This is a genomic window from Rubrivivax benzoatilyticus JA2 = ATCC BAA-35, from assembly GCF_000190375.1.
GTDB classification, from domain to species: Bacteria; Pseudomonadota; Gammaproteobacteria; order Burkholderiales; family Burkholderiaceae_C; genus Rubrivivax; species Rubrivivax benzoatilyticus.
Map to the genome: position 1 here is coordinate 88,316 of NZ_AEWG01000105.1, position 24,136 is coordinate 112,451.

Here is a 24,136-nt window from a genome sequence, read left to right on the forward strand (position 1 = left end):
AGCAAAGAATGGGTCTTCTGAGTCTCGCGATCTGGATGCCGATCGCCTTCGGGATCTTGCTGCTGGCCGTCGGCCGCGACAGCAATCCCCACCTCGCGCGCTGGATCGCTCTCGTCGGCGCGGTCGCCAGCTTCCTGGTGACGATCCCGCTGATCACCGGCTTCGACGCCGGCACGGCGGCGCTGCAGTACCAGGAGCTCGTGCCCTGGATCGAGCGCTTCAACGTCAACTACCACCTCGGTGTCGACGGGCTGTCGGTGTGGTTCGTGCCGCTGACGGCCTTCATCACCGTCATCGTCGTCATCGCCGGCTGGCAGGTCATCACCGACCGCGTGCCGCTGTACCTGGGCGCGTTCCTGGTCCTGTCGGGCCTGATGGTCGGCGTGTTCTCGGCTGCCGACGGCCTGCTGTTCTACGTCTTCTTCGAGGCCACCCTGATCCCGATGTACATCATCATCGGCGTCTGGGGCGGCGCACGCCGGGTCTATGCGGCGTTCAAGTTCTTCCTCTACACGCTGCTGGGCTCGCTGCTGATGCTCGTCGCGGTGGTCTACCTGTACTACCAGTCGGGTGGCAGCTTCGAGATCCAGGACTGGCACAAGCTGCCGCTGACGCTGACCGCGCAGACGCTGCTGTTCGTCGCCTTCTTCGCCGCGTTCTCGGTGAAGGTGCCGATGTGGCCGGTGCACACCTGGCTGCCCGACGCCCACGTCGAGGCGCCGACCGGCGGCTCGGTGGTGCTGGCGGCGATCATGCTGAAGCTGGGCGCCTACGGCTTCCTGCGCTTCTCGCTGCCGATCGCGCCCGACGCGGCGCGCGAGTACGCCTGGGTGATCATCACGCTGTCGCTGATCGCCGTGGTCTACATCGGCCTCGTCGCGCTGGTGCAGCGCGACATGAAGAAGCTGGTGGCCTACTCGTCGATCGCCCACATGGGCTTCGTGACGCTGGGCTTCTTCATCTTCAACGAGCTCGGCGTCACCGGCGCGATCGTGCAGATGATCTCGCACGGTTTCGTCTCCGGCGCGATGTTCCTGTGCATCGGCGTGCTCTACGACCGCGTGCACAGCCGCGAGATCTCGGCCTATGGCGGCGTCGTCAACACGATGCCCAAGTTCGCGGCCTTCGCGGTGCTGTTCGCGATGGCCAACTGCGGCCTGCCGGGCACCGCCGGCTTCGTCGGCGAGTGGATGGTCATCCTCGGCGCCGTGAAGCACAACTTCTGGGTCGCCGGCCTGGCCGCCACGACGCTGATCTTCGGCGCCGCGTACACGCTGTGGATGGTCAAGCGCGTCTACTTCGGCCCGGTGGCCAACGACCACGTCAAGGAACTGCAGGACATCGACGCCCGCGAGTTCCTGATGCTGGCCCTGCTGGCCGCCGCGGTGCTGTGGATGGGCCTGTATCCCAAGCCCTTCACCGAGGTGATGGACGTGTCGGTGAGCGAACTGCTCAAGCACGTTGCCGTCTCGAAGCTGCCCTGACCCGAGCCACGCGATGCAGAACCTGAACCCGATGAACTGGCTCGCCCTCCAGCCCGAGATCTGGCTGCTGGCGGCGATCTGCGTGATCGCGATCGCCGATCTCTTCATCACCGACCCCGAGCGCCGGCCGACCTTCTGGCTGACCCAGCTCGCGGTGCTGGTGTTCTCCGGCATGCACTTCGCGGCCTTCAACGGCGGCGAGACCACCTACGCGATGGGCGGCCAGGTCGTCACCGACCCGATGGGCCACCTGCTGGCCTTCTTCGCCGGCATCGCGATGCTCGCCACCGTGGCCTACGCGCGGCCGACGCTGGCCTCGCGCGACATGCTCAAGGGCGAGTTCTACGTGCTCGCGCTGATGGTGCTGCTGGGCATCTCGGTGATGACCTCGGCCAACAGCTTCCTCGTCGTCTACCTCGGCCTGGAGCTGATGAGCCTGTCGCTGTACGCGCTGGCCGCGCTGCGCCGCGACCACGCCGTCGCCACCGAGGCGGCGATGAAGTACTTCGTGCTCGGCGCGCTGGCCAGCGGCTTCCTGCTCTACGGCCTGTCGATGATGTACGGCGCCACCGGCTCGCTGGAGATCCCGCGCGTCTTCGAGCAGATCGCGACCAACCCGAACATCAACCGCGAGGTGCTGGTCTTCGGTGTCGTGTTCGTCGTCGCCGGCGTCGCCTTCAAGCTCGGCGCAGCACCGTTCCACATGTGGGTGCCCGACGTCTACCAGGGCGCGCCGACCTCGGTGACGCTGCTGATCGGCGGCGCGCCGAAGTTCGCCGCCTTCGCGATCACGATCCGCCTGCTCGTCGAGGGCATGCTGGGTCTGGCGGTCGACTGGCAGCAGATGTTCATCGTGCTGGCTGTGGCCTCGCTGGTCGTCGGCAACGTCGTCGCCATCGCGCAGACCAACCTCAAGCGCATGCTGGCGTACTCGACGATCGCGCAGATGGGCTTCATCCTGCTCGGCATGTCGGCCGGCGTCGTCAGCGGCAACACGCTGTCGGCCGGCAACGCCTACAGCTCGTCGATGTTCTACGTCGTCGCCTACGTGCTGACGACGCTGGGCACCTTCGGCCTGATCATGGTGCTGTCGCGCCAGGGCTTCGAGAGCGAGCAGATCGAGGACCTCGCCGGCCTCGGCCGCCGCAGCCCGTGGATCGCCGGCGTGATGAGCATCTTCATGTTCTCGCTGGCCGGTCTGCCGCCGATGGTCGGCTTCTACGCCAAGCTCGCGGTGCTGCAGGCGATGGTGTCGACCAACGTCGAGGCCTACGTCTGGCTGGCGGTGTTCGCGGTGATGATGTCGCTGATCGGCGCGTTCTACTACCTGCGTGTCGTGAAGGTCATGTACTTCGACGAGCCCAAGCTCGCCGGCCCGGTGGGCCAGAGCACCGGCGTCAACGCGCTGCTCGCCGTCAACGGCCTGGCGGTGCTGGTCTTCGGTCTGCTGCCCGGTGGCCTGATGGCGATGTGCCGCGACGCGATCGTGAAGGCGCTGTCCAGCTGAGCCTCTCCCGATGAGCGACGAGACCGACGACGTCCACCTGCGCGAACGCCGCACCGGCGGGCGCACGCTGCTCGAAGGCGGTTTCCTCGAGGTGCATCGCGACGAGGTCGTGCTGCCCGACGGCAGCGCGGCCACGCGCGAGTACATCCGCCACCCGGGCGCGGTGGCCGTCGTGCCGCTGCTCGACGACGGCCGCGTCGTGCTGGTGCGCCAGTACCGCTACCCGATCGCCCGCTCGATCGTCGAGTTCCCGGCGGGCAAACGTGATGCCGGCGAGGACACGCTCGAATGCGCCCGCCGCGAGCTGCTCGAGGAAACGGGCTACCGCGCCCGCGAGTGGGCCTTCGCCTGCGAGATCCACAACGCCGCCGCCTATTCCAGCGAGAGCATCTGGATCTACTTCGCGCGCGGTCTGGTCGCCGGCGAGCAGCAGCTCGACGACGGCGAGTTCGTCGAGGTGATGAAGCTCACCGAAGCCGAGCTCGACGCGCTGGCGATGGGCGACGGCCTGCCCGACGTGAAGACCCGCGTCGGCCTGCACTGGCTGCAGCGCTGGCGCGCCGGCGCCTGGCCGCTGGCCTGGACCCCCGACCCGGAGCACGGCCCCAGCGCCTGAGCCCGCGACGATGAAGGTGCTCGACCTGCGCTGCGCGAACGGCCACCGCTTCGAGGGCTGGTTCGCCTCCGACGACGAGTTCATGGACCAGAACGGCCGTGGCCTCGTCGAGTGCCCGATCTGCGGCGACCACGTCGTCACGCGGCTGCCGAGCGCGCCGCGCTTGAACCTGTCGGGTGCCAAGGAGCCGCCGCCCGAGCCGCCCAAGGCCCCGGCCACCGACGCCGACCTGCAGGCCGCCTGGCTGGGCGCCGTGCGCCAGCTGCTCGCCGACACCGAGGACGTCGGCGAGCGTTTCGCCGAGGAGGCGCGGCGCATCCACTACGGCGAGAGCGAGAACCGCGGCATCCGCGGCCAGACCACGCCCGAGGAACGCCAGGCGCTGAACGAGGAGGGCATCGAGGTGCTCTCGCTGCCGCTGCCGGCGGCGCTGAAGGGGCCGCTGCAATAGACCGCGCCCGGCGCGGCGTCAGAGCACGCGGCCGGGGTTCAGCAGGTTCTGCGGGTCCAGCGCGCCCTTGATCGCGCGCATCATCGCCAGCGCCACCGGCGACTTGCGTTCGGCGAGCTCCTCGCGCTTCAGCTGCCCGATGCCGTGTTCGGCCGAGATCGAGCCGCCGCAGACCGTCACCGCGTCGTAGACGATGCGGTTGACCGCCGGCTCCTGCTCGGCCAGGAAACGCTTGGCGTCGCCGCCTTCGGGCGCCTGCACGTTGTAGTGCAGGTTGCCGTCGCCGAGGTGGCCGAAACACACCAGCCGCACGCCCGGGATCGCCGCGGCCAGCGCGGCGTCGGTGGCGGCGCAGAAGCCGGGAATGGCCGACACCGGCAGCGCGATGTCGTGCTTGATGTTCAGCCCTTCCTCGGCCTGGGCCAGCGGGATCGACTCGCGCAAGTGCCACATCGCATGCGACTGCGCCAGGTTGGCGGCCACCGCGGCGTCGCCGACGATGCCGTCTTCCAGCGCCGCGCCCAGCAGGGCCTCGAAACGCTCCTGCGCGGCGGCCTCGCCGTCGGTGTCGCTCTGCTCCAGCAGCACCGTCCACGGCGCACCGGGCAGCGGCCGCGGCAGCGCCGGGAAGTGCTTGGCCACCAGTTCCAGCGCGAAGCGGCCCATGACCTCGAAGCCGGTCAGCCCGGCGCCCAGCCGCGTGCGCGCCAGGTTCAGCAGCGCGACACAGTCGTCCAGGCTGTCGCAGGCGGCGAGTGCGGTCGTCACCGCTGCCGGCTGCGGGAACAGCTTCAGCGTCGCCGCGGTGATGATGCCCAGCGTGCCTTCGCTGCCGACGAAGAGGTCGCGCAGGTCGTAGCCGGTGTTGTCCTTGCGCAGGCCCGACAGCCCGTCCCAGACCTCGCCGGCCGCGGTGACGACCTCGAGCCCCAGGCACAGCTCGCGCGCGTTGCCGAAGCGCAGCACCTGGGTGCCGCCGGCATTGGCCGCGAGGTTGCCGCCGATCGTGCAGCTGCCTTCGGCCGCCAGGCTCAGCGGGAACAGCAGGCCCTGCGCGGCGGCCGCCTCCTGCACCGCCTGCAGCACGCAGCCGGCTTCGGCGGTCAGCGTCAGGTTGGCGGCGTCGATCGTGCGGATGCGGTTCAGCCGCTGCAGGTTGAGCAGCACCTGCGTGCCGCTGGCGTCGGGCACGCCGCCGCCGACCAGGCCGGTGTTGCCACCCTGCGGCACGATGGCCACGCCGGCCGCGGCGCAGGCGCGCACGACGGCCGCCACCTCGGCGGTGCTGCCCGGGCGCACGACGGCCAGCGCGCGGCCGCGCCAGCGGCGGCGCCAGTCGAGTTCATAGGCCGTCAGGTCGCCGTCGGTCAGCACCTGGGCCGCGCCGACCACGTCGCGCAGCGTCTGCAGCAGCCCCGCATTCATGCCGCCGCCTTCACGCCGCGCAGCCGGCGGCGCACGTACAGCGAGCAGAAGACGAAGAGCACGATGCACAGCACCAGCTCGACGACGGCCATCGCCTGGCCGGCGCCGTGTTCGCTGGTCGAGCGCACCAGCGCCTCGGTGACGTAGAGCCACAGCGCCATGCTGACCCAGCGGAAGGTGTAGAGCCGGTGGCGCAGCATGCCGGGGATGGCGGCCACCAGCGGCAGCACCTTCAGCGCCAGCGTGCCGCTGCCGGTGGGCGCGATCCACAGCTCCCAGGCCAGGCCCTGCACGATCAGGGCGATCAGCGAGGCCAGGGCCAGCGCGCGGGTCTGCCGCACGGCGGCATCGGGAACGGCGGGGACGTCGGGGACGGCGGGGGAAACCATGCTGGCATCATATCCAGCATGAATCGTCTCTCGGCCGCAGCGATCGGCCGCCGTTTGCGTGCCCGCTGGCACGAGGCCGCCGCCGCGCTGCGCCAGTGGCCCTGGCTGGACACGCTGCGCACGCTGCGCCAGCGTTTCCGCGAAGACCGCCTCGGCCTCACCGCCAGCAGCCTGACCTTCACGACGCTGATCGCGCTGGTGCCGCTGGTCACGGTGATGCTGGCCGTGTTCACCGCCTTCCCGATCTTCGCCAAGTTCCAGATCGCGCTGGAGAAGTACTTCCTGCAGTCGCTGGTGCCCGACACGATCGCGCGGCCGGTGATGCGTGCGCTGACGCAGTTCGCGTCGCAGGCCAACCGCGCCGGCTCGGTGGGCCTGCTGTTCCTTGGCGCCACCGCGCTGGCGCTGATGCTGACGATCGACCGCACGCTCAACGCCATCTGGCGCGTGCGCCAGCCGCGGCCGATCGCCCAGCGGGTGCTGGTCTACTGGGCGGCGCTGACGCTCGGGCCGCTGGTCGTCGGCGTCAGCCTGTCGATGACGTCCTACGCGCTGTCGGCCTCGCGCGGGCTGGTCGGCGTGCTGCCCGGCGGCGTCAGCGCGGCGCTCAACGTCGCCGAGTTCGCGCTGCTGGCCGCGGCGCTGGCGGGGCTGTTCCGCTACGTGCCCAACACGACGGTGCGCTGGCAGCACGCCTGGGCCGGCGCGCTGTTCGTCGCCGTGGCCTTCGAGTTCGCCAAGGAAGGGCTGGCCTGGTACGTCGACAAGGTGCCGATGTACTCCTCGGTCTACGGCGCCTTCGCGTCGCTGCCGATCCTGCTGCTGTGGATCTACCTCAGCTGGGTCATCGTGCTGCTCGGCGCGGTCATCGCGGCCTACGCACCCAGCCTGCAGATGCGTGTCGTGCGCCGGCCGCCGACGGCGGGCCACCGCTTCGAGCTGGCCCTCGTCGTGCTGGGCGAGCTGGCCGCCGCGCGCCGCGGGGCCGGCCACGGGCTGTCGCTGCCGGCGCTGTCCGAGCGCCTGCGTGCCGACCCGCTGGAGCTCGAGCCGGTGCTGGAGCTGCTGGCCGGCCTGGACTGGGTCGCGCGGCTCGACGAAGGCGGCACCGCGCGCCACGTGCTGCTCTGCGACCCCGACACCACCGCGGCCCTGCCGCTGCTCGACGCGCTGCTGGTCGCCCCGGCCGCCGCCACCGCGCCGTTCCGCCGCCGCGCGCGGCTGGAGGCGCTGACGCTGGCCGAACTGCTCGGGTGAGCCGTGCCGTCGGAACACCGGGGTCAGGTCCTGCGGGACCTGACCCCGTCTTTCGCGGCCCTCTCCCGACTCCACCGTTTCAAGTTCCGAACCCCGGCCCCTGATGAATCCCGACACCCTGCTGGCGCTCAGCGCCGTCGAGCAACGCGCACTGATCGGGCTCGGCGAGCTCTCTCCCGTCGAGTTGCTGGACGCCAGCATCGCGCGCATCGAAGCGCTGAACCCCGGCGTCAACGCCATCTGCGCCACCGACTTCGCGCGTGCCCGCGCCGCCGCCCGCGCCGCCGAGGCCGCGGGGGCGCGCGGCGAGCCGCTGCCGCTGCTGCACGGCCTGCCGCTGGGCGTGAAGGACCTGCTCGACACCGCCGGCCTGCTGACGACCTGCGGCAACACCGCGATGCGCGGCTACGTCCCGCGCGAGGACCACGCGCTGGTCGCCCGGCTGCGCGCGGCCGGCGCCATCGTCGTCTGCAAGACCAACACGCCGGACCTCGGCGCCGGCGCGAACACGCGCAACGCCGTCTGGGGCGCGACCGGCAACCCCTTCGACCCGGCGTGCAGCGCCGGCGGCTCGTCGGGCGGCAGCGCCGTCGCGCTGGCCACCGGCATGGTGTCGCTGGCCACCGGCTCGGACACCGGCGGCTCGCTGCGCATCCCCGCCGCGTGGAGCGGCGTCGTCGGCATGCGGCCCAGCCCTGGCCTGGTCGCCGACCCGGCGCGCACGCTGGGCTGGTCGCCGCTGCCGGTGCTCGGGCCGATGGGGCGCTGCGTCGCCGACACCGCGCTGATGCTGTCGGCGATGGTCGGGCTGGACCGGCGCGACCCGCTGTCCGTCGAGGTCTCGCCGTCGGCCTTCTGGCCGCTGCCCGAGTGCGACCCGTCGACGCTGCGCGTGGGCTTCTGCGAGGACTTCGGCGGCCTGCCGCTGGACCCGGCGATCCGCCGCGTGCTGCGCGCACGCGTGGCGGCGCTGGCGCCGCAGGTCGCCCGTGTGGAGCCGGTCGAACTGGACCTGGCCGACGCCGACCTGGCCTTCGACGTCGCGCGGGCCGAGGCCTTCGCCGCCGCGTTCGACGGTGTCGAGCCCGATCAGCTGGGCCCCAACCTGCGTGCCAACCTCGAGCTGGCGGGAGGCTGCACGCTCGCCGACCGGGCGCGTGCGCAGCGCGCGCAGACCCGCATCGCCCGGTCCTTCGCCGCGGCGCTGGAACGCCTGGACCTGATCGTCGCCCCGGTGCTGCCGGTGTCGCCGCCGCCGTGGACGCAGCTCTACGTCGAGCGCGTCGACGGCCGCCGGCTCGACACCTACTACCGCTGGCTGGCCTGCTGCTACGGCGTGACGCTGGCCGCCCACCCGGCGCTGGCGCTGCCCGCCGGGCGCGACGAAGCCGGCATGCCGTTCGCGCTGCAGCTCGTCGGCCGTCGCCACGGCGACGCCACGCTGCTCGCCCAGGCCGCGGCGCTCGAACGCATGCTCGCCGCCGACCCCGCCACCGCGCGCCCGCGCCCCGATCTTGCGCCGCTGGCCCGGCCGCGGCCCGAGCTGAAGGCCCTCGTCACCCACCCGCCGGTGCCCGAGGGCCTGCCCGGCAGCCCGGTTTTCGCGCCACCGGTCTGAGCGCCGCTTTCGACGGGGTCAGGTCTCGCTTTTGAACCCCCTCCCCGAAGGGACGCGCACTTCGGGGGGATGGCGCGGCGGCGGCAGGCCGCGTCACGGACGCTTCACGACGCCTGGATAGCGTGCCGCCCCATCACCTGAGGAGGGGCGTGATATGAACCAGCGTGTTTCGGCCGTCGCGGCGGCCATCGCAGCCTGGCTGGCGGCAGCGCCGGCCAGTGCCGGCGTCGTCATCAGCCAGGTCTACGGCGGCAACGGCAACGTCTTCGCCAACGACTACGTCGAGCTGTTCAACAACGGCCGCACGCCGGTGAGCCTGGACGGCTGGTCGGTCCAGTACGCCAGCGCCACCGGCACGGGCAGCTTCGCCGGCAACGGCGTGACGCTGCTCAGCGGCACGCTGCAGCCCGGCCGCTGGTATCTGGTGCAGCTGAGAGGCAGCAGCTCCGGCCCGACGCTGCCGGCGCCTGACGCCATCGGCAACACCGAGCTGTCGGCGAGCAACGGCAAGGTCGCGCTGCTGGACATCGCCACCGGCCTGGCCTGCAACGGCGGCTCCACCGCCTGCAGCGCCGAGCAGCAGGCGCACATCGTCGATCTCGTCGGCTACGGCAGCGCCAACTTCTACAAGGGCAGCGGCGCCGCGCCGGCGGCCAGCAGCAGCAGCGCGCTGCTGCGCAAGGCCGGCGGCTGCACCGACAGCGGCGACAACGCCAGCGACTTCGTCACCGGCACGCCGGCGCCGCGCAACAGCACCAGCGCGGCCACGGTCTGCAGCAACACGGGCGGCGGCGACGACACGGTGGCGTCGCGCCGCATCCCGGAGATCCAGGGCAGCGGCGAGCGCAGCCCCTTCGTCGGCCAGACGGTCAGGACCTCGGGCGTCGTCACCCGGCTGACGAACAACGGCTTCTTCCTGCAGGACGCCAGCGGCGACGGCGACACCGCCACCTCCGACGGCCTCTTCGTCTTCACCGGCAGCGCGCCGACGGTCTCCGCCGGCCAGCTGCTGCAGCTGACCGGCCAGGTCGCCGAGTTCGCCGCCGGCAGCGGCAGCGTCACCCAGCTGACGACGCCCAGCGCGATCACCCTGCTCGGCAGCGGCAGCATCACGCCGCTGCCGCTCGCGCTGCCGGTCGCCGGCGGGCTGGAGCGCTACGAAGGCATGCTGGTCACGCTGTCCGGCCCGCTGACGGTGGACCAGAGCTACTTCCAGGCGCGTTACGGCCAGCTGACGCTGTCGGCCGGCGGCCGGCTGGAGACGCCGACCAACCGCCATCGCCCCGGCGCACAGGCCCAGGCGCTGGCCGCCGACAACGCCGCACGCCGCATCGTGCTGGACGACGGCAGCTCGGCACAGAACGTCAACCCGACGCCGTTCACCGGCCCCAACGGCGCGCTGCGCGCCGGCGACGTCATCGGCTCGATCACCGGTGTCATCGACTACGGCCTGTCGACCGCGACCAGCGGTGCCGGTGCGCCCAGCGACTACCGCATCCTGCCGCTGGACACGGGCGCATTGCGCTACACGACGGCCAACCCGCGCCCGGTCGCGCCGCCCGCGGTCGGCGGCAACGTCAAGGTCGCCAGCTTCAACGTGCTGAACTACTTCACGACCTTCACCAACGGCGCCACCGCCGGCGGCCAGACCGGGCAGGGCTGCAGCCAGGGCGGCACGGTCTCGGCGTCCAACTGCCGCGGCGCCAACAGCCTGGCCGAGTTCCAGCGCCAGCGCGCCAAGATCGTCGAGGCGCTGGCTGCGCTGGACGCCGACGTCGTCGGGCTGATGGAGATCCAGAACAACGGCGTGGTCGCGGTGCAGAACCTCGTCGACGCGCTGAACCTGCGTGTCGGCTCGGGCACCTACGCCGCGCTGCCCGAGCCGGCGGCCGGCACCGGCAGCGACGCGATCAAGGTGGCGATGATCTACAAGCCTTCGCGCCTGACGCGTGTCGGCGCGCCGGCCAGCGACACCGCCGCGGTCAACAGCCGCCCGCCGCTGGCGCAGACCTTCGCGCCGGCCAACGGCGAACGTTTCACCGTCGTCGTCAACCACCTGAAGAGCAAGAGCAGCTGCCCGGCCGCCGGTGATGCCGACGCCCCCGGCAACGTCGACAGCGGTGACGGCCAGGGCTGCTGGAACGCGCTGCGTGTCGCCCAGGCCGAGCAGCTGCGCCGTTTCGTCGCCCAGCTGCAGGCCGCCAGCGGCAGCCACGACGTGCTGCTGGTCGGCGACTTCAACGCCTACGCCCAGGAAGATCCGGTGTTCCAGTTCACCGGCAGCGGCTACGTCGACGAGCCCGGGCGCTTCGATGCCTCCGGCTATTCCTATGTCTTCGACGGCGCCGCCGGCCGCCTGGACCACGCGATCTCGACCGCCACGCTGTCGCCCAAGGTCAGCGGTGCGCGGCACTGGCACATCAACGCCGACGAGTCGGTGGCGCACGACTACAACCTGGAGTTCAAGCAGCCGGCCTGCGCCGCCTGCGCGCCCGACCCGTATGCGGCGACGCCGTACCGCTCGTCGGACCACGACCCGGTGCTCGTCGGCCTGAACCTGGTGAAGACGATCACCGCGGTACCGTCCAGCACCAGCGTCACCGGCACGCCGGGTGACGATGTCATCGTCAGCGGCGCCGGCCGGCGCACGCTGAGCGGCGGTGGCGGCCGCGACACCTTCGTCTTCAGCAGCGGCTTTGCCGGCGGCGCGACGATCACCGACTTCACGCCGGGTGATGACCGCATCTCGTTCGCCGAGCTGCTGCGCAGCCTGCGTGTGCCGTCCGCCGACCCGATCGGCCAGGGCTACCTCTTCTGCAGCGTCTCCGGCGCCGATGCGCTGCTGAGCATCGACCCGGATGCTGCCGGCCCCGCAGCGGCGCGCGCGATGGTGCTGGTCAAGGGCCGCACCTGCGCCGAGCTTCTCAAAGCCTCGAACTTCCTCTTCTGAACCTGGAGACCTGGATGACCCGCCAACTCTTGTCGGCCGCGGCGCTGGCCGCCACGCTGTTCGCCGGCCTGGCCGCCCCCGCGCAGGCCGCGCTCTATCGCATCGACGGCGCCGTCGACTACGGCCCGCTGGACGGCAGCACGATCAGCGGCAGCGTCGGCTTCGAGGACCCGGCGGCCGGTTACGACGGCAGCCTCGAACTGAACAGCTTCACGCTGGACTTCGCCGGCCACCGCTACACGCTGGACATGGCCGATGCCGACATCCTGCCGCTGGCCTGGTTCTCGGCCGGCAGCCTGCTCGGTGTGGACCTGTCGTTCGTCACCGGCGACCCGTTCGTGCAGCCGCTGCTGCAGCTCGTCGCCGGCTTCGGTTCGGCCAGCGAAGCCCGGTTGGCTTACGACACCACCGGCGCCGGCACCGAAGGCTTCGGCAGCCTCGTGTTCACGGAGGTGACGCAGGACGTGCCCGAGCCGGCCGGTCCGGCGCTGGTGATGGCCGCGCTGGCCGCGGCGGCGCTGGCGCGCCGCCGTCGGCCTGCCTGAGCGGCGTTTACTTGCGCGCCGCGATCGCCTTCTCGGCGGCGTCGACCAGGTCGCTGCCGATCTGCTTCTTCCACTTGTCGTAGACCGGGCGCGTGGCCTTCACGAAGGCCTCGCGTTCGGCCGGCGTCAGCTTGGTCACCGTGACGCCGAGCGCGCCGATCTCCTTGAGCAGCGGCTGGTCGGCCTCGACGACGCCCTTGCGCGCGATCGCGATCTGCTGCTTGCCGGCGTCGATGGCGGCCTGGCGCACGATGGCCTGGTCGGCCGGCGTCCAGCTCTTCCAGACGTCCTTGTTGACGACGAAGATCAGCGGGTCGGCGACGTAGCCCCAGAGCGTCAGATGCTTCTGGCCGACGGTGTGCAGCTTGGCCGCGGTGAAGATCGACAGCGGGTTCTCCTGGCCGTCGACGGCGCCCGAGGCCAGTGCCGGCTGGGCGTCGGCCCAGCTCATCTGCGTCGGGTTGGCGCCCAGCGCGGTGAAGGTGTCCAGGAACAGCGGCGAGCCGACGACGCGGATCTTCATGCCCTTCAGGTCGGCCGGCGTGTGGATCGGCTTCTTGCTGTTGCTGATCTCGCGCGTGCCGTTCTCGCCCCAGGCCAGCGGCAGCGCGCCGGCGCGGTCGATGGCCTGGAAGATCTGCTGGCCGACCGCGCCTTGCGTCAGCGCGTCCAGCGCCGCGTGGTCGGGCATCAGGAAGGGCATCGAGAACAGGTTCAGCTGCTTGACCTGCGGCGACCAGTTGATCGTCGAGCCGACCGCGAGGTCGATGACGCCCTGGCGGATCGCCGGGAACTCGCGCGTCTGGTCGCCGGCCACCAGCGAGGTGCCCGGATACAGCTTGATGTTGATGCGGCCCTGCGTGCGCTCGCGCACGAGATTCGCCCAGATCTCGCCGCCCTTGCCCCAGGGGAAGGCGGTGCCGAGCACCAGGCTCATGCGGTACTCGGCCTTGTAGCCGGGCGGCAGCGCGGTCTGGGCGCTGGCGACACCGGCGGCGGCCAGCGCGCAGGCGGCCAGCGTGAACTTCAGGAACGTTCGTTTCATCGTCGTCTTCTCCTCGGGACAGGGATCAATAACCCAGCTGCGCCGGCAGCCACAGCGCGAGCTGGGGCCACACGATCACCGCGACCATCACCATGAACATCGCCAGCAGCATCCAGCCGACCCAGCGCACGGTCTCCTCCATGCGCACGCCGGCGATGCGGCAGGACACCATCAGGTTCACCGCCAGCGGCGGCGTGAACTGGCCCAGCGCCACCTTCAGCGTCAGCAGCACGCCGAACCACACCGGATCCCACTGGTAGTGGGTCATGATGGGCTGCAGCAGCGGCACGAAGATCAGGAAGATCGAGACCCCGTCGAGGAACATCCCGACGACGATCAACATCAGGATCAGCAGCGACAGCACGCCGTACTCGCCGAGCCCGGAGTTGACGATCGCGTTCGTCAGCGGGTCGATGACGCCCATCGTCGACAGCGAGTAGGCGAAGATGCCCGCCAGCGCGACGACGAACAGGATCACCGCCGACAGCTCGCCGGACTCGCGCAGGATCGGCGCCAGGTCGCGCAGCGCGATCGTGCGGTGGATGAAGACGCCGACGAACAGGCCGTAGAACACCGCGACGACGGCGGCCTCGGTCGGCGTGAACCAGCCGGCGCGCATGCCGCCGAGGATCAGCACCGGCGCGAACAGGCCCCAGCTCGCCTCGCGCAGGCTGGCCCAGAACGGCGGGCGCGGCAGCGTGGCCTCGGCGGCGCCCATGCCGTGTTTGCGCGCCAGCCACACCGCCGGCAGGATCAGCGCGATGCCGGCCAGGATGCCGGGCACCATGCCGGCGGCGAACAGCGCCGGCACCGACGCGCCCGAGACCAGCACCGAGTAGACGATGAAGGCGACGCTGGGCGGGATCAGGATGTCGGTGGCCGCCGCGGCGCCGACGACGCTGGCCGAGAACGACGCCGGGTAGCCGGCGCGCGCCATCGCCGCGATCATCACGCCGCCGACGGCCGCGGCGTTGGCCGGGCCCGAACCCGAGATGCCGCCGAGGAACATCGCGACGACGATCGCCACCAGCGGCAGCATGCCGGGGCCGCGGCCGACGATCGCGATGGCGAAGTTCACCAGCCGCAGCGCGACGCCGGAGCGGTCGAAGATCGAGCCGACGAGCACGAACATCGGGATCGCCAGCAGCGGGTACTTGCCCAGCCCGGCAAAGAAGTTCTGCGGCACCGCCAGCAGCCCGAACCACTGCGTGTCCAGGTTGGCCAGCGCGATCGCCGCGGTGCCGGCCAGCCCGAGCGCGACGCCGATCGGCACGCCGAGGAACATCAGCGCCAGGAAGCCGACGAAGAGCAGCGTCGGGATCATCGCCCGGCCTCCTCGTCACCGTCACGCTCGCGCCCGCGGCGCACGAACAGCCCCAGCGCACGCCCGGCGATCACCACCGAGAGGATGGGCAGCCAGATCGAGTACCACCACTGCGGCACGCCGATGCCCGGCGAGGTCTCCTCCCACTGCACGTGGTCCCAGACGATGCGCGCCGACAGCACCGCCATGATCGCGAACAGCAGCGCCACCATCAGCGCGCCGAAACGCGCCAGCGCACGCTGGCGCCGCGGCGGCCCGGCGTCGGCGAAGACCTCGATGCGGATGTGCCGGTTGCGCGCCACCGCCGCCGAGCCGGCGACCAGCGCCAGCACGATCATCAGGAAGACCGAGATCTCCTCGGTCCAGGCGAAGGACTGGTCGGTGAAGTAGCGCACCAGCACGTTGGCGAAGGTGATCAGCGCGAGCGCCGCCATGACGGCGACGGTGAGCCAGTCCTCGATCTTCAGCGGCACGGCCGTCTTTTCATCGGGCGTGGCGGGATCGGGCGGCAGTTCTGAAGGCGAGGACATCGGGGGCGACGGCGCAGAAAGCGAAAGCCGGCGCGCGCCGGACGGCGCCGCCGGGGTGCACCGGGGACGCGAGCGCGGGGGTAGGCTCGCGGCGGCTCGCGGCGAGGGCCGCGGCCGTAGCGAAGACGGCGGGCCTGGTGCGGCCCGCGTGCGCCGCGGTGTCGCGGCGTCTTCGCTCCCGGTTCATCCGTCGTGGGGACGAGGCGCCATTGTAGGAGCCTGGGGCCGGCGCGCCGCCGGCGCCGGCTCAATCGAGCAGCGCGCGCAGTGCCGCGAGCACGCCGTCGGGCGCCTCGGCCATCAGCGAATGGCCGGCCGGCAGCGTCGTCACCGTCGCGCGCAGCGCCTCGCCGAGTTCACGCGCCGCACGCGGCGGTGTCATCGAGTCGCGCCGGCCCAGCACCAGCGCCGCCGGGCAGCGCACGGCCGCCGCGGCCTGCAGGCCGCCGGCATAGGCGTCGCAGATCGCGAAGTCGTGCGCGAAGAGGTTCAGCCCGCCGGCTTCGGCCTGGCCCTGCATCCGGCGCATCAGCGCGCGCTGGCCGCCGTGCAGCCAGGCGCCGGGTGCCGGGAACGAAGGTTTGGCGGCGATCGTCGACAGCGAGAAGGTGTTGACCAGGTCGATCGCCGCTTGCGGCGTCTCGCGTGCGGTCGCCAGCAGCGCCGGGCTGACCTTCATCGGGAACGCGGTGCCGATCAGGCCCAGCTGCGTGATGCGCTCGGGGGCGCGTGCCGCGGCCTCCAGCGCGATCAGCGAGCCCAGGCTGTGGCCGACGATGGCCGCGCGCTCGACGCCGGCGGCGTCGAGCAGCGCCAGCAGGCCGTCGGCGGCGGCTTCGACGCTGGCCGGCGGCGGCCCCTCGCTGCGGCCGTGGCCGGGCAGGTCGACGGCCAGCACCGAGCGGCCGTGGTGCGCGAACCAGCGCGCCAGCAGCGTCCAGACGCTGTGGTCGTTGAGCGCGCCGTGCACGAAGACGACGCAGGGCAGGGCGGGGTCGAACTCGACGCCGCCGGTGTAGGCGTACAGCGTGTGGCCGTTGACGACGAGCTTCATGCCGCACGCTCCGCGGCCTTCAGCGCCCGCTTCAGGTCCTCGATCAGGTCGGCCGGGTCTTCGAGCCCGATCGACAGCCGCACCGTGCCCGGCCCGATGCCGGCGGCGGCCAGCGCCGCGTCGTCCATGCGGAAGTGCGTCGTCGACGCCGGGTGGATGACGAGCGAGCGGCAGTCGCCGACGTTGGCCAGGTGGGAGAAGATCTGCAGCGCCTCGATGAAGGCCTGGCCCTGGCGGCGGCTGCCGCGCAGGTCGACGCTGAACACCGAGCCGCAGCCGCGCGGCAGCAGGCGCTTCGCCAGTTCGTGGCTCGGGTGCCCCGGCAGATCGGGGTGTCGAACCCGTTCGACGAAGGGCTGGCCGGCCAGGAACTCGGCGACGCGGCGTGCGTTGTCGACGTGGCGCGCCATGCGCAGCGGCAGCGTCTCCAGCCCCTGCAGCACCAGCCACGCGGTGTGCGGGCTCATGCAGGCGCCGAAGTCGCGCAGGCCTTCGCGGCGCGCGCGCAGCAGGAAGGCGGCGACCGTGCTCTCCTCGCTGAAGACCATGCCGTGAAAGCCCGCGTAGGGCTCGGTCAGCTCGGGGAAACGCCCCGAGGCCTCCCAGTCGAAGCTGCCGCCGTCGACCAGCACGCCGCCGACGACGGTGCCGTGGCCGGACAGGAACTTGGTCGCCGAGTGGAAGACGAGGTCGGCACCGTGATCGAAGGGCCGGATCAGCCAGGGCGTGGTGAAGGTCGAGTCGACGAGCAGCGGCAGCCCGGCGTCGTGCGCGACGGCGGCCACCGCCGGGATGTCGAGCACGTCGAGCCCCGGGTTGCCGAGTGTCTCGCCGAACAGCAGCCGGGTGTTCGGCCGGATCGCTGCGCGCCAGGCGGCTACGTCGCCGGGATCGACGAAGCTCGTCTCGATGCCGAAACGCGGCAGCGTGTAAGCCAGCAGGTTGTGCGAGCCGCCATACAGCGCGCGCGAGGCGACGACATGGCTGCCGGCACCGGCAATCGTCGTGATCGCCAGGTGAAGCGCGGCCTGGCCGCTGGCCGTGGCGATCGCGCCGACGCCGCCTTCGAGCGCCGCCATGCGCTCCTCGAAGACCGCCGTCGTCGGGTTGCTGATGCGGCTGTAGACGTGGCCCGAACGTTCCTGGTCGAAGAGCGCGGCGGCACCTTCGGCGCTGTCGAAGACGAAGCTCGTCGTCAGGTGGATCGGCACCGCGCGGGCGCCGGTGGCGGGGTCGGGTGCGGCGCCGGCATGCAGCGCCAGCGTGTCGAAACCAGGGTCGGCGGGACCGGCCATGACGGACCTTCCACAGGGGGGATGGCGCCGGATTGTGGGCTATATTGCCCGCATGAAAGTCACCGACATCCTGCGCGTCAAGGGCAACACGACGTACACGGTTTCGCCGGACCAGCTGCTCGCCGAGGCGATGAAATCGATGTCCGAATTCGACGTCGGCTCGCTGGTCGTGATGGAGCACGGCGACCTCGTCGGCATGCTGACCTTCCGCGAGGTGATCTCGGCGGTCGTCGAATGCCACGGCAACGTCGGCACGCGCCACGTTCGCTCGGTGATGGACGACGCGCCGCTGACCTGCACGCCCGAGACCAACATCGACGAGGTGCGCCGCATGATGCTGCTGCGCCACGCGCGCTACATGCCGGTGCTCGACCACGGCACGCTGATGGGCGTGATCTCGTTCTACGACGTCGCCAAGTCGGTGGTCGACGCGCAGGACTTCGAGAACCGCATGCTGAAGGCCTACATCAAGGACTGGCCCGAGGAAGACACGCCGGCGCAGCCGGCGGCCTGAGCGGCCGGCCGGGGGCCCCCGCATAGAATCCGCTGCCCCCAACGCAGCGTTCCCATGTCCGGCAGCACCCTCGGCGAACTCTTTCGCGTCACCAACTTCGGCGAGAGCCACGGCCCGGCGATCGGCTGCGTCATCGACGGCTGCCCGCCCGGCCTGGAACTGTCGGAAGCCGACATCCAGCCCGAGCTCGACCGCCGCCGCCCGGGCACCAGCCGCCACGTCACGCAGCGCCAGGAAGCCGACCGGGTGCAGATCCTGTCGGGCGTCTACGAAGGCCGCACCACCGGCACGCCGATCGCGCTGCTGATCCCCAACACCGACCAGCGCAGCAAGGACTACGGCAACCTGCTGGACACCTTCCGCCCCGGGCACGCCGACTACGCCTATTGGCGCAAGTACGGCCTGCGCGACCCGCGCGGCGGCGGCCGCTCGTCGGCACGCACGACGGCGTCGACGGTGGCCGCCGGCGCCGTCGCGCGCAAGTGGCTGAAGGAACGCCACGGCTGCACGTTCACCGGCTGGATGAGCGCGCTCGGCGAGATCGAGATCCCGTTCGAGGACGAGCGCCACATCGGCGCCAACGACTTCTTCGCCGCCAACACCCGCGACATCCCGCGCCTGGAGGCCTACATGGACGCGCTGCGCAAGGCCGGCGACTCCTGCGGCGCGCGCATCGAGGTCCGTGCGCGCGGCGTGCCGGCCGGCCTGGGCGAGCCGCTCTATGACCGCCTGGACGCCGACATCGCGCACGCGATGATGGGCCTCAACGCCGTCAAGGGCGTCGAGATCGGCGCCGGCTTCGCCTGCGTCGCCCAGCGCGGCAGCGAACACGGCGACGAGCTGACGCCCGAAGGTTTCGCCAGCAACCACGCCGGCGGCGTGCTCGGCGGCATCTCGACCGGGCAGGAGATCGTCGTGCGCCTGGCGATCAAGCCGACGAGCTCGATCCGCATCGCACGCGCCTCGATCGACCGTGCCGGCCAGCCGACGACGGTCGAGACCCACGGCCGCCACGACCCCTGCGTCGGCATCCGCGCGACGCCGATCGCCGAGGCGCTGCTGGCGCTGGTGGTGATGGACCACGTGCTGCGCCAGCGTGCGCAGTGCGGCGACGTCGAGCTGCCGATCCCGCCGATCCCCGCGGCCCGGCCGGCCGGCGCTTGAACCCCGCGCCCACCGGGCTGCGCGCCTTCGGCGCGGTCTGGTTCGTCTATTTCGCCGGCATCGCGCTGTTCAACCCCTACGCGCCGCTGTGGTTCAAGGAGCTGGGCTTCTCGACGCTGCTGATCGGCGCCGTGGCCTCGCTGCAGAGCTGGACACGCGTCGTCGCGCCCTACGGCTGGGGCTGGTGGGCCGACCACGGCGCCTCGCGCGTGCGGCTGATCCGCCTGGCGGCGGCTGCGGCGCTGGTGGCCGCCAGCGGCTTTCTCTTCGTGCGTGGCGAATGGGCGGTGGCGGCCTGCACCGCGCTGCTGTTCCTGGCCAACGGCGCCATCGTGCCGCTGTCCGAGTCGGCGCTGGCCTCGCGGCTCAGCGCCACCGGCGGCTTCGACGCGCGGCGCTACGGCCGCGTGCGCGTCTGGGGCTCGATCGGCTTCGTGGTCTCGGTCGTCGCCGCCGGCGCGCTGCTGCAGCGTGCCGGCATCTCGCTGTTCCCGGTGCTGCTGTGCCTGCTGTACGCGCTGCTGCTGGCGGTCGCGATGCGCCTGCCCGAGCCCGGGGCCAAGGCCGCCGGCGCAGCGCTGCCGCCGCCGGTGCTGCCGGTGCTGCGCCGGCCCGCGGTGGCCTGGTTCTTCGCCTCGGTGGCGTTGACGGTGCTGGGGCACACCGCGCTCTACGCCTTCTTCTCGCTGCTGCTGGACGCGCGCGGCTACCCGAAGTCGGCGGTCGGCGCGCTGTGGGCGGTGTCGGTGGCTGTCGAGATCGTCTTCTTCTGGTTCCAGGGCCAGGCGCTGGCGCGTTTCGACGCCTACCGCTGGCTGCAGTGGGCCGGGCTGGCGTCGGCGGCGCGTTTCGCGATGACGGCCGCGGCCGAGGGCTCGACGGCGCTGCTGGTGGCCGCGCAGCTGCTGCACGCGCTGACCTTCGCTGCCCACCACGCCGCCAGCATCGTGCTGGTGAGCCGTCACTTCCCCGGCGCGCTGCGCACCCGCGGCCAGGCGCTGTACTCGGTGCTGGGCTACGGCGTGCCGGGCGTCTGCGGTGGCCTGGCCGGCGGCTGGGTCGCCGAGCACCACGGCCTGCCGGCGGTGTTCTGGCTGGCCGCCGTCGCCGGCCTGGGCGGTGCGGCCGCCGCGGCGCGTGCCGCGCGCCACGACCGCGTGGTGCACGAAACCGCTTCAGCCGGCGCACCCAACGGCCGATAAACGCCGTGGCGCAGTCCGCGCCGGCCGCGACTTTCCCTCCCCCCCGCCCCTGATGGACACCAGCCCGTCGACGACGCCTGGCAGCGTTGACCGAGCGCACCGCCGCATCCGCTATGCGTTGTGGTTCACTTTCGCGACGCTGGTGGCGCTGGCCGGCTTCCAGTCCTGGTACAACGGCCGGCTCGAGCGCGTGCGTGCGCTGGATGCCGAGCTGATCGGCCTGGCCGGCGCGCAGCGCGGCTTCTGCCAGCAGGTCGGCCGCCTGGCGGCGATGGTCGCCGGCGGCGGCATGACGGGGACCGTGGACACGGCGCTGCTGTCCGAGGCGATCGACCGGTCGCGCAGCACCGAGTTGCGCATCGAGGCGCTGCTGGCGGCGCAGCAGACGCTCTCATGGCACGACGAGGACGAGGTCGCCACCGCGCTGGCGCGCTGGCACGTGGTGCGAGAGCGCCTCTGGTATCGCGCCGACACGCTGGACTGGCACCTCGCGCGCCGTGATGCGGACAACGCGACCCGGGTCGCCGAGACCCTGCAGGAGGAGGTGGAGCCTGCGCTCGCCGGCGCCGACCTGCTGTACCGCCGCCTGCACGAGGCCTCGCTGGAGCGCAGCGCGCGCCAGTCCAGCGTGCTGCAGTGGGGCGTGGGCATGACGCTGCTGGTGCTGGCGGCCGTCGTGCTGCTGGTCGCGGCGCCGACGATGCGCGCGCTGCGCGAGCAGTTGCAGCGCCTGGCGGTGCAGACACGCGAGCTCAAGCGCCTGGCGCTGGTGGTCTCGCGCACCGACAACGTGGTCGTCGTCACCGACCCCGGCGGCCGCATCGAGTGGGTCAACGATGCCTTCACGCGCATCACCGGCTGGTCGGCCGACGAGGTGCGCGGCCGGGCCGTCGACGGCGCGCTGCACAGCCCGCGCAACGCCTCGGCCGACGTGGCGCCGTTCCACGAGGCGCTGCGCAGCCAGCGCCCGGCGCGCTTCGAGGTGCTGACGCGCCGCAAACACGGCGGCGAGGTCTGGTTCGCCATCGACATGCAGCCGCTGTTCGACGAGGACAGCAGCCACCGCGGTTTCGTCTCGCTGGCCACCGACGTCACCGCGCGGCGCGAGCTCGGCGAGCGGCTGCGCCTGGCCGCCAGCACCGACGCGCTGACCGGCCTGCCCAACCGCGCCGCCGCGATCCAGCGCCTGGAGCGGGCGATCGACCATGCGCGGCGCAACCCGGGCTACGGCTTCGCGCTGCTGTTCATGGATTTCGACCGCTTCAAGCAGATCAACGACACGCTGGGCCACAGCGAAGGCGACGAGCTGCTCAAGCAGATGGCGCGGCGCATCGAGCTGGCGCTGCGCCCGGGCGACGCGGTTGCGCGGGCCGGCGGCGAGCACACCGCGGCGCGCCTGGGCGGCGACGAGTTCATCGTCGTGCTCGACGGCGTCTGCCGTGTCGAGGACGCGCGGGCGATCACCGACCGCCTGCTGCGCGACCTGGCCGAGCCGTACACGATCAACGGCCGCTGGGTGCAGTCCAGCGTCAGCATCGGCGTCGTCGTTGCCGCGGCGGGTGCCGAGTCGCGCACGCCCGACGACCTGCTGCGCGACGCCGACACCGCGATGTACGAGGCCAAGCGCGCCGGACGCGACTGCTGCATGGTCTTCGACCCGGCGATGCACGAGCGTGTCAGCCAGCAGCTGCAGATCGAGAACGACCTGCGCCGCGCGCTGCCCGAGGGCGAGCTCTTCGTCGTCTACCAGCCCATCGTCGCGCTGCCCGGTGGCCGCGCCACCGGCGTCGAGGCGCTGGTGCGCTGGCGCCACCCGACACGCGGCGTGCTGACGCCGGGCGGCTTCATCGGCGTCGCCGAGGAGGTGGGGCTGATCGACGCCATCGGCGAGCACGTGCTGCGCGAGAGCTGCGCCTGCTTCGCCGACTGGCGCGCGCGCCTGGGCTCGCGCGCGCCGCGCCAGCTCAACGTCAACCTGTCGCGCGCCCAGCTGCGCTCGCCGGCGCTGCCCGAGCTCGTCGGCGCGATCCTGGCCGAGCACGGCCTGCCGCCGCAGGTGCTGCAGCTGGAGGTCACCGAGTCGCTGGCGGCGCAGGACGAGGTCGTGCAGGCGACGCTGCGCCAGCTCAAGCAGCTCGGCGTGCGGCTGGCGCTCGACGACTTCGGCACCGGCTACTCCTCGCTGGCCTGCCTGCATCTGCTGCCGGTGGACACGGTGAAGATCGACCGCAGCTTCATCGCCCACGCCGAGACCATCGAGTACCACCGCGTGCTGATCGAGGCGACGATCCGCGTCGCCCAGTCGCTGGACATGGCGACCGTCGCCGAGGGCATCGAGACCGCCGGCCAGGCGGCGCTGATGACACGCCTGCGCTGCGACTACGGCCAGGGCTGGCTGTACGGCCGGCCGCTGGAGGCCGCCGCGCTCGAGCGCCGCATCGCCGAGACCCACGCCGCCTGAGCGCTGCCGTCTGTCGCCGTGTCCGGCAGCTGATGCCGCCGCCGCTGCGCTTCGTCGCAGCGCCGCCAGGGTGATCGGCGGTCTTTCTACACTGCAGGCCCCCGTCTCCCGAGGACGGCCAGGAGGCATTCGATGAGAACGAGAACCTGGGTGTCGGCCGCCGTCGTGCTGGCACTCGCCGGTGGCGCTGCCGCCGTCTGGATGAAGGGCGCCGGCAACGGCGCCGCCAAGGAGGCGCCTGCCGGCCCGCCGCCGCTGAAGTTCGTCGCCCGCGAGGTCACGCTGCCGCAGCGCACGACGATGCCCGAGCGCGTGGAGTTTTCCGGCCCGCTGGTCGCGCCTCAGACGGCCATCGTGCGCGCCAAGGCCGCCGGCACGCTGCTGGCGCTGGACGTCGCCGAAGGCAGCCGCGTCAAGGCCGGCCAGGTGCTGGGCCGCATGGACCTGTCCGAGCTGGCCAGCCGCGTCGCCGAGCGCGACGCCCAGCTCGCCGCCGCCAAGGCCACGCTGGTGCAGGCCGAGCGCACGCACGAGTCCAACGAACGGCTGGCGCAGCAGAAGTTCATCTCGCCGATCGCGCTGGAGAACTCGCGTGCCGCGCTGGAGACGGCTCGCGGCGCCTACGACGCCGCCGCCGCGGCCCGCGACACGGTGCGCACGACGATGCGCGAGGCGGCGCTGGTGGCGCCGATCGCGGGCATCGTCGCCAAGCGCCATGCGGTGCCGGGCGAGAAGCTGGCCGAGGAGCAGCAGCTGCTGACGATCGTCGACATCCGCGAGCTCGAGCTCGCCGGCAGCGTCGGCACGCACGAGGTCGGCAAGCTGACGCCCGGCATGACGGCCGAAGTGCGCGTCGAGGGCCTGGCCGAGCCGTTCCGCGGCCGCCTGGCGCGCATCGCCCCGGCGGCCGAGTCCGGCACGCGTTCGATCGGCGTGACGATCGCGCTGGACAACCCCGGCGAGCGCCTGCGCGCCGGCCAGTACGCCGTCGCCGCGGTGACGCTGAAGGACGCCGGCGAACGGCTGACGCTGCCGGTCGACGCGGTCTCGCGTGTCGGCGGCCAGGACCACGTCTGGGTCATCGAGGACGGCGTGCTGGCGCGCCGCGCGGTCAAGCTCGGCCGCCGCGACGACGCGGCCGGCCGTGTCGAGCTGCTGTCGGGCGTGCCCGAGAAGGCCACCGTGCTGGCGCTGCGCTTCGACAACCTGCGCGAGGGCGCCAAGGCGCAGGTCGCGCCGGCCGGCAGCGCCGGGTCGGTGGCGTCCGCGGCGTCGGCGGCCTCGTCACCGCGCGTGGAGTGAAGC

The 24,136-nt window shown here is 72.1% G+C and carries 20 protein-coding genes; 13 read left to right on the forward strand and 7 right to left on the reverse strand.

Annotated features, from left to right (window positions below; translation table 11 throughout):
• Positions 1–8 precede the first annotated feature (8 nt).
• From RBXJA2T_RS12560 to RBXJA2T_RS12575, 4 genes are read left to right on the forward strand one after another with little or no spacing between them, the layout of a single operon-like run.
• Positions 9–1,484, forward strand: coding sequence for an NADH-quinone oxidoreductase subunit M (locus RBXJA2T_RS12560; RefSeq protein ID WP_009857759.1), 1,476 nt, complete (start codon positions 9–11; stop codon positions 1,482–1,484).
• A 13-nt stretch (positions 1,485–1,497) separates the two neighbouring features.
• Complete coding sequence (nuoN, locus tag RBXJA2T_RS12565; protein WP_009857760.1) at positions 1,498–2,991, forward strand: NADH-quinone oxidoreductase subunit NuoN; 1,494 nt, start codon at positions 1,498–1,500, stop codon at positions 2,989–2,991.
• A 10-nt stretch (positions 2,992–3,001) separates the two neighbouring features.
• Positions 3,002–3,607, forward strand: coding sequence for an NUDIX domain-containing protein (locus RBXJA2T_RS12570; protein ID WP_009857761.1), 606 nt, complete (start codon positions 3,002–3,004; stop codon positions 3,605–3,607).
• 10 nt (positions 3,608–3,617) lie between these two features.
• Entirely contained in the window at positions 3,618–4,058 is a 441-nt protein-coding gene (locus RBXJA2T_RS12575) for a DUF1178 family protein (RefSeq protein WP_009857762.1), read from the forward strand.
• An 18-nt stretch (positions 4,059–4,076) separates the two neighbouring features.
• On the opposite strand, the gene RBXJA2T_RS12580 is transcribed toward RBXJA2T_RS12575, so the two are convergent.
• Together RBXJA2T_RS12580 and RBXJA2T_RS12585 are read right to left on the reverse strand one after the other, a co-directional pair.
• Positions 4,077–5,483, reverse strand: a complete 1,407-nt coding sequence (locus RBXJA2T_RS12580; protein WP_009857763.1) for an FAD-binding oxidoreductase — start codon at positions 5,481–5,483, stop codon at positions 4,077–4,079.
• Entirely contained in the window at positions 5,480–5,872 is a 393-nt protein-coding gene (locus RBXJA2T_RS12585) for a DUF2069 domain-containing protein (protein ID WP_009857764.1), read from the reverse strand. The genes RBXJA2T_RS12580 and RBXJA2T_RS12585 overlap by 4 nt, the downstream gene beginning before the upstream one ends.
• 18 nt (positions 5,873–5,890) lie before the next feature.
• Here RBXJA2T_RS12585 and RBXJA2T_RS12590 point away from each other — a divergent pair, with 18 nt between their 5' ends.
• The 4 genes from RBXJA2T_RS12590 to RBXJA2T_RS12605 all read left to right on the forward strand — a co-directional run bounded on the left by RBXJA2T_RS12590 (position 5,891) and on the right by RBXJA2T_RS12605 (position 12,242).
• A complete protein-coding gene (locus RBXJA2T_RS12590; RefSeq protein WP_009857765.1) occupies positions 5,891–7,129 on the forward strand; it encodes a YihY family inner membrane protein in 1,239 nt (412 codons plus the stop codon).
• Between the two features lie 103 nt (positions 7,130–7,232).
• Complete coding sequence (locus RBXJA2T_RS12595; protein ID WP_009857766.1) at positions 7,233–8,747, forward strand: amidase; 1,515 nt, start codon at positions 7,233–7,235, stop codon at positions 8,745–8,747.
• A gap of 154 nt (positions 8,748–8,901) precedes the next feature.
• Complete coding sequence (locus tag RBXJA2T_RS12600) at positions 8,902–11,697, forward strand: ExeM/NucH family extracellular endonuclease (protein ID WP_009857767.1); 2,796 nt, start codon at positions 8,902–8,904, stop codon at positions 11,695–11,697.
• Between the two features lie 14 nt (positions 11,698–11,711).
• The gene (locus tag RBXJA2T_RS12605; protein WP_237704887.1) at positions 11,712–12,242 is read left to right on the forward strand and encodes a PEP-CTERM sorting domain-containing protein; all 531 of its coding nucleotides are present in this window, start codon (positions 11,712–11,714) and stop codon (positions 12,240–12,242) included.
• A gap of 7 nt (positions 12,243–12,249) precedes the next feature.
• Here RBXJA2T_RS12605 and RBXJA2T_RS12610 read toward each other — a convergent pair whose 3' ends face one another.
• The 5 genes from RBXJA2T_RS12610 to RBXJA2T_RS12630 all read right to left on the reverse strand — a co-directional run bounded on the left by RBXJA2T_RS12610 (position 12,250) and on the right by RBXJA2T_RS12630 (position 17,490).
• On the reverse strand, positions 12,250–13,287 hold the full coding sequence (locus tag RBXJA2T_RS12610) for a DctP family TRAP transporter solute-binding subunit (protein ID WP_009857769.1): 1,038 nt from the start codon (positions 13,285–13,287) through the stop codon (positions 12,250–12,252).
• A gap of 25 nt (positions 13,288–13,312) precedes the next feature.
• The gene (locus RBXJA2T_RS12615) at positions 13,313–14,611 is read right to left on the reverse strand and encodes a TRAP transporter large permease (protein ID WP_009857770.1); all 1,299 of its coding nucleotides are present in this window, start codon (positions 14,609–14,611) and stop codon (positions 13,313–13,315) included.
• Positions 14,608–15,141 (reverse strand): TRAP transporter small permease, encoded by a 534-nt coding sequence (locus RBXJA2T_RS12620; RefSeq protein ID WP_029718869.1) that lies wholly within the window; start codon positions 15,139–15,141, stop codon positions 14,608–14,610. Before RBXJA2T_RS12620 ends, RBXJA2T_RS12615 begins: the two co-directional genes overlap by 4 nt.
• Before the next feature lie 247 nt (positions 15,142–15,388).
• Positions 15,389–16,195, reverse strand: coding sequence for an alpha/beta fold hydrolase (locus tag RBXJA2T_RS12625; protein WP_009857772.1), 807 nt, complete (start codon positions 16,193–16,195; stop codon positions 15,389–15,391).
• Positions 16,192–17,490: an O-acetylhomoserine aminocarboxypropyltransferase gene (locus tag RBXJA2T_RS12630; RefSeq protein WP_009857773.1), complete on the reverse strand. Its 1,299-nt coding sequence runs from the start codon at positions 17,488–17,490 to the stop codon at positions 16,192–16,194. The genes RBXJA2T_RS12625 and RBXJA2T_RS12630 overlap by 4 nt, the downstream gene beginning before the upstream one ends.
• Positions 17,491–17,542: 52 nt before the next feature.
• On the opposite strand from RBXJA2T_RS12630, the gene RBXJA2T_RS12635 reads away from it, so the two are divergent.
• The 5 genes from RBXJA2T_RS12635 (at position 17,543) to RBXJA2T_RS12655 (ending at position 24,133) form a co-directional block, all read left to right on the forward strand.
• Positions 17,543–18,004 carry a CBS domain-containing protein gene (locus RBXJA2T_RS12635; protein ID WP_009857774.1) on the forward strand — a complete coding sequence of 154 codons (462 nt, stop codon included), beginning with the start codon at positions 17,543–17,545 and terminating at the stop codon, positions 18,002–18,004.
• A 54-nt stretch (positions 18,005–18,058) separates the two neighbouring features.
• Positions 18,059–19,168 (forward strand): chorismate synthase, encoded by a 1,110-nt coding sequence (gene aroC, locus RBXJA2T_RS12640; protein WP_009857775.1) that lies wholly within the window; start codon positions 18,059–18,061, stop codon positions 19,166–19,168.
• A complete protein-coding gene (locus RBXJA2T_RS12645) occupies positions 19,165–20,370 on the forward strand; it encodes an MFS transporter (RefSeq protein ID WP_009857776.1) in 1,206 nt (401 codons plus the stop codon). The genes aroC and RBXJA2T_RS12645 overlap by 4 nt, the downstream gene beginning before the upstream one ends.
• Positions 20,371–20,488: 118 nt before the next feature.
• On the forward strand, positions 20,489–22,831 hold the full coding sequence (locus RBXJA2T_RS12650) for a putative bifunctional diguanylate cyclase/phosphodiesterase (protein ID WP_009857777.1): 2,343 nt from the start codon (positions 20,489–20,491) through the stop codon (positions 22,829–22,831).
• A 132-nt stretch (positions 22,832–22,963) separates the two neighbouring features.
• A complete protein-coding gene (locus tag RBXJA2T_RS12655; RefSeq protein WP_206026542.1) occupies positions 22,964–24,133 on the forward strand; it encodes an efflux RND transporter periplasmic adaptor subunit in 1,170 nt (389 codons plus the stop codon).
• The last annotated feature ends 3 nt before the right edge of the window (positions 24,134–24,136 follow it).

Excerpts from the sequence above, each read along its gene's own strand:
- RBXJA2T_RS12605 (WP_237704887.1), top strand. The coding sequence starts at position 11,712 with ATGACCCGCCAACTCTTGTCGGCCGCGGCGCTGGCCGCCACGCTGTTC.
- RBXJA2T_RS12655 (WP_206026542.1), top strand. The coding sequence starts at position 22,964 with ATGAGAACGAGAACCTGGGTGTCGGCCGCCGTCGTGCTGGCACTCGCC.
- RBXJA2T_RS12600 (WP_009857767.1), top strand. The coding sequence starts at position 8,902 with ATGAACCAGCGTGTTTCGGCCGTCGCGGCGGCCATCGCAGCCTGGCTG.
- RBXJA2T_RS12630 (WP_009857773.1), bottom strand. The coding sequence starts at position 17,490 with ATGGCCGGTCCCGCCGACCCTGGTTTCGACACGCTGGCGCTGCATGCC.
- RBXJA2T_RS12595 (WP_009857766.1), top strand. The coding sequence starts at position 7,233 with ATGAATCCCGACACCCTGCTGGCGCTCAGCGCCGTCGAGCAACGCGCA.
- RBXJA2T_RS12580 (WP_009857763.1), bottom strand. The coding sequence starts at position 5,483 with ATGAATGCGGGGCTGCTGCAGACGCTGCGCGACGTGGTCGGCGCGGCC.
- RBXJA2T_RS12570 (WP_009857761.1), top strand. The coding sequence starts at position 3,002 with ATGAGCGACGAGACCGACGACGTCCACCTGCGCGAACGCCGCACCGGC.
- RBXJA2T_RS12635 (WP_009857774.1), top strand. The coding sequence starts at position 17,543 with ATGAAAGTCACCGACATCCTGCGCGTCAAGGGCAACACGACGTACACG.
- RBXJA2T_RS12620 (WP_029718869.1), bottom strand. The coding sequence starts at position 15,141 with ATGTCCTCGCCTTCAGAACTGCCGCCCGATCCCGCCACGCCCGATGAA.
- nuoN (WP_009857760.1), top strand. The coding sequence starts at position 1,498 with ATGCAGAACCTGAACCCGATGAACTGGCTCGCCCTCCAGCCCGAGATC.
- RBXJA2T_RS12610 (WP_009857769.1), bottom strand. The coding sequence starts at position 13,287 with ATGAAACGAACGTTCCTGAAGTTCACGCTGGCCGCCTGCGCGCTGGCC.
- RBXJA2T_RS12575 (WP_009857762.1), top strand. The coding sequence starts at position 3,618 with ATGAAGGTGCTCGACCTGCGCTGCGCGAACGGCCACCGCTTCGAGGGC.
- RBXJA2T_RS12585 (WP_009857764.1), bottom strand. The coding sequence starts at position 5,872 with ATGGTTTCCCCCGCCGTCCCCGACGTCCCCGCCGTTCCCGATGCCGCC.
- RBXJA2T_RS12615 (WP_009857770.1), bottom strand. The coding sequence starts at position 14,611 with ATGATCCCGACGCTGCTCTTCGTCGGCTTCCTGGCGCTGATGTTCCTC.
- RBXJA2T_RS12625 (WP_009857772.1), bottom strand. The coding sequence starts at position 16,195 with ATGAAGCTCGTCGTCAACGGCCACACGCTGTACGCCTACACCGGCGGC.
- RBXJA2T_RS12590 (WP_009857765.1), top strand. The coding sequence starts at position 5,891 with ATGAATCGTCTCTCGGCCGCAGCGATCGGCCGCCGTTTGCGTGCCCGC.
- aroC (WP_009857775.1), top strand. The coding sequence starts at position 18,059 with ATGTCCGGCAGCACCCTCGGCGAACTCTTTCGCGTCACCAACTTCGGC.
- RBXJA2T_RS12560 (WP_009857759.1), top strand. The coding sequence starts at position 9 with ATGGGTCTTCTGAGTCTCGCGATCTGGATGCCGATCGCCTTCGGGATC.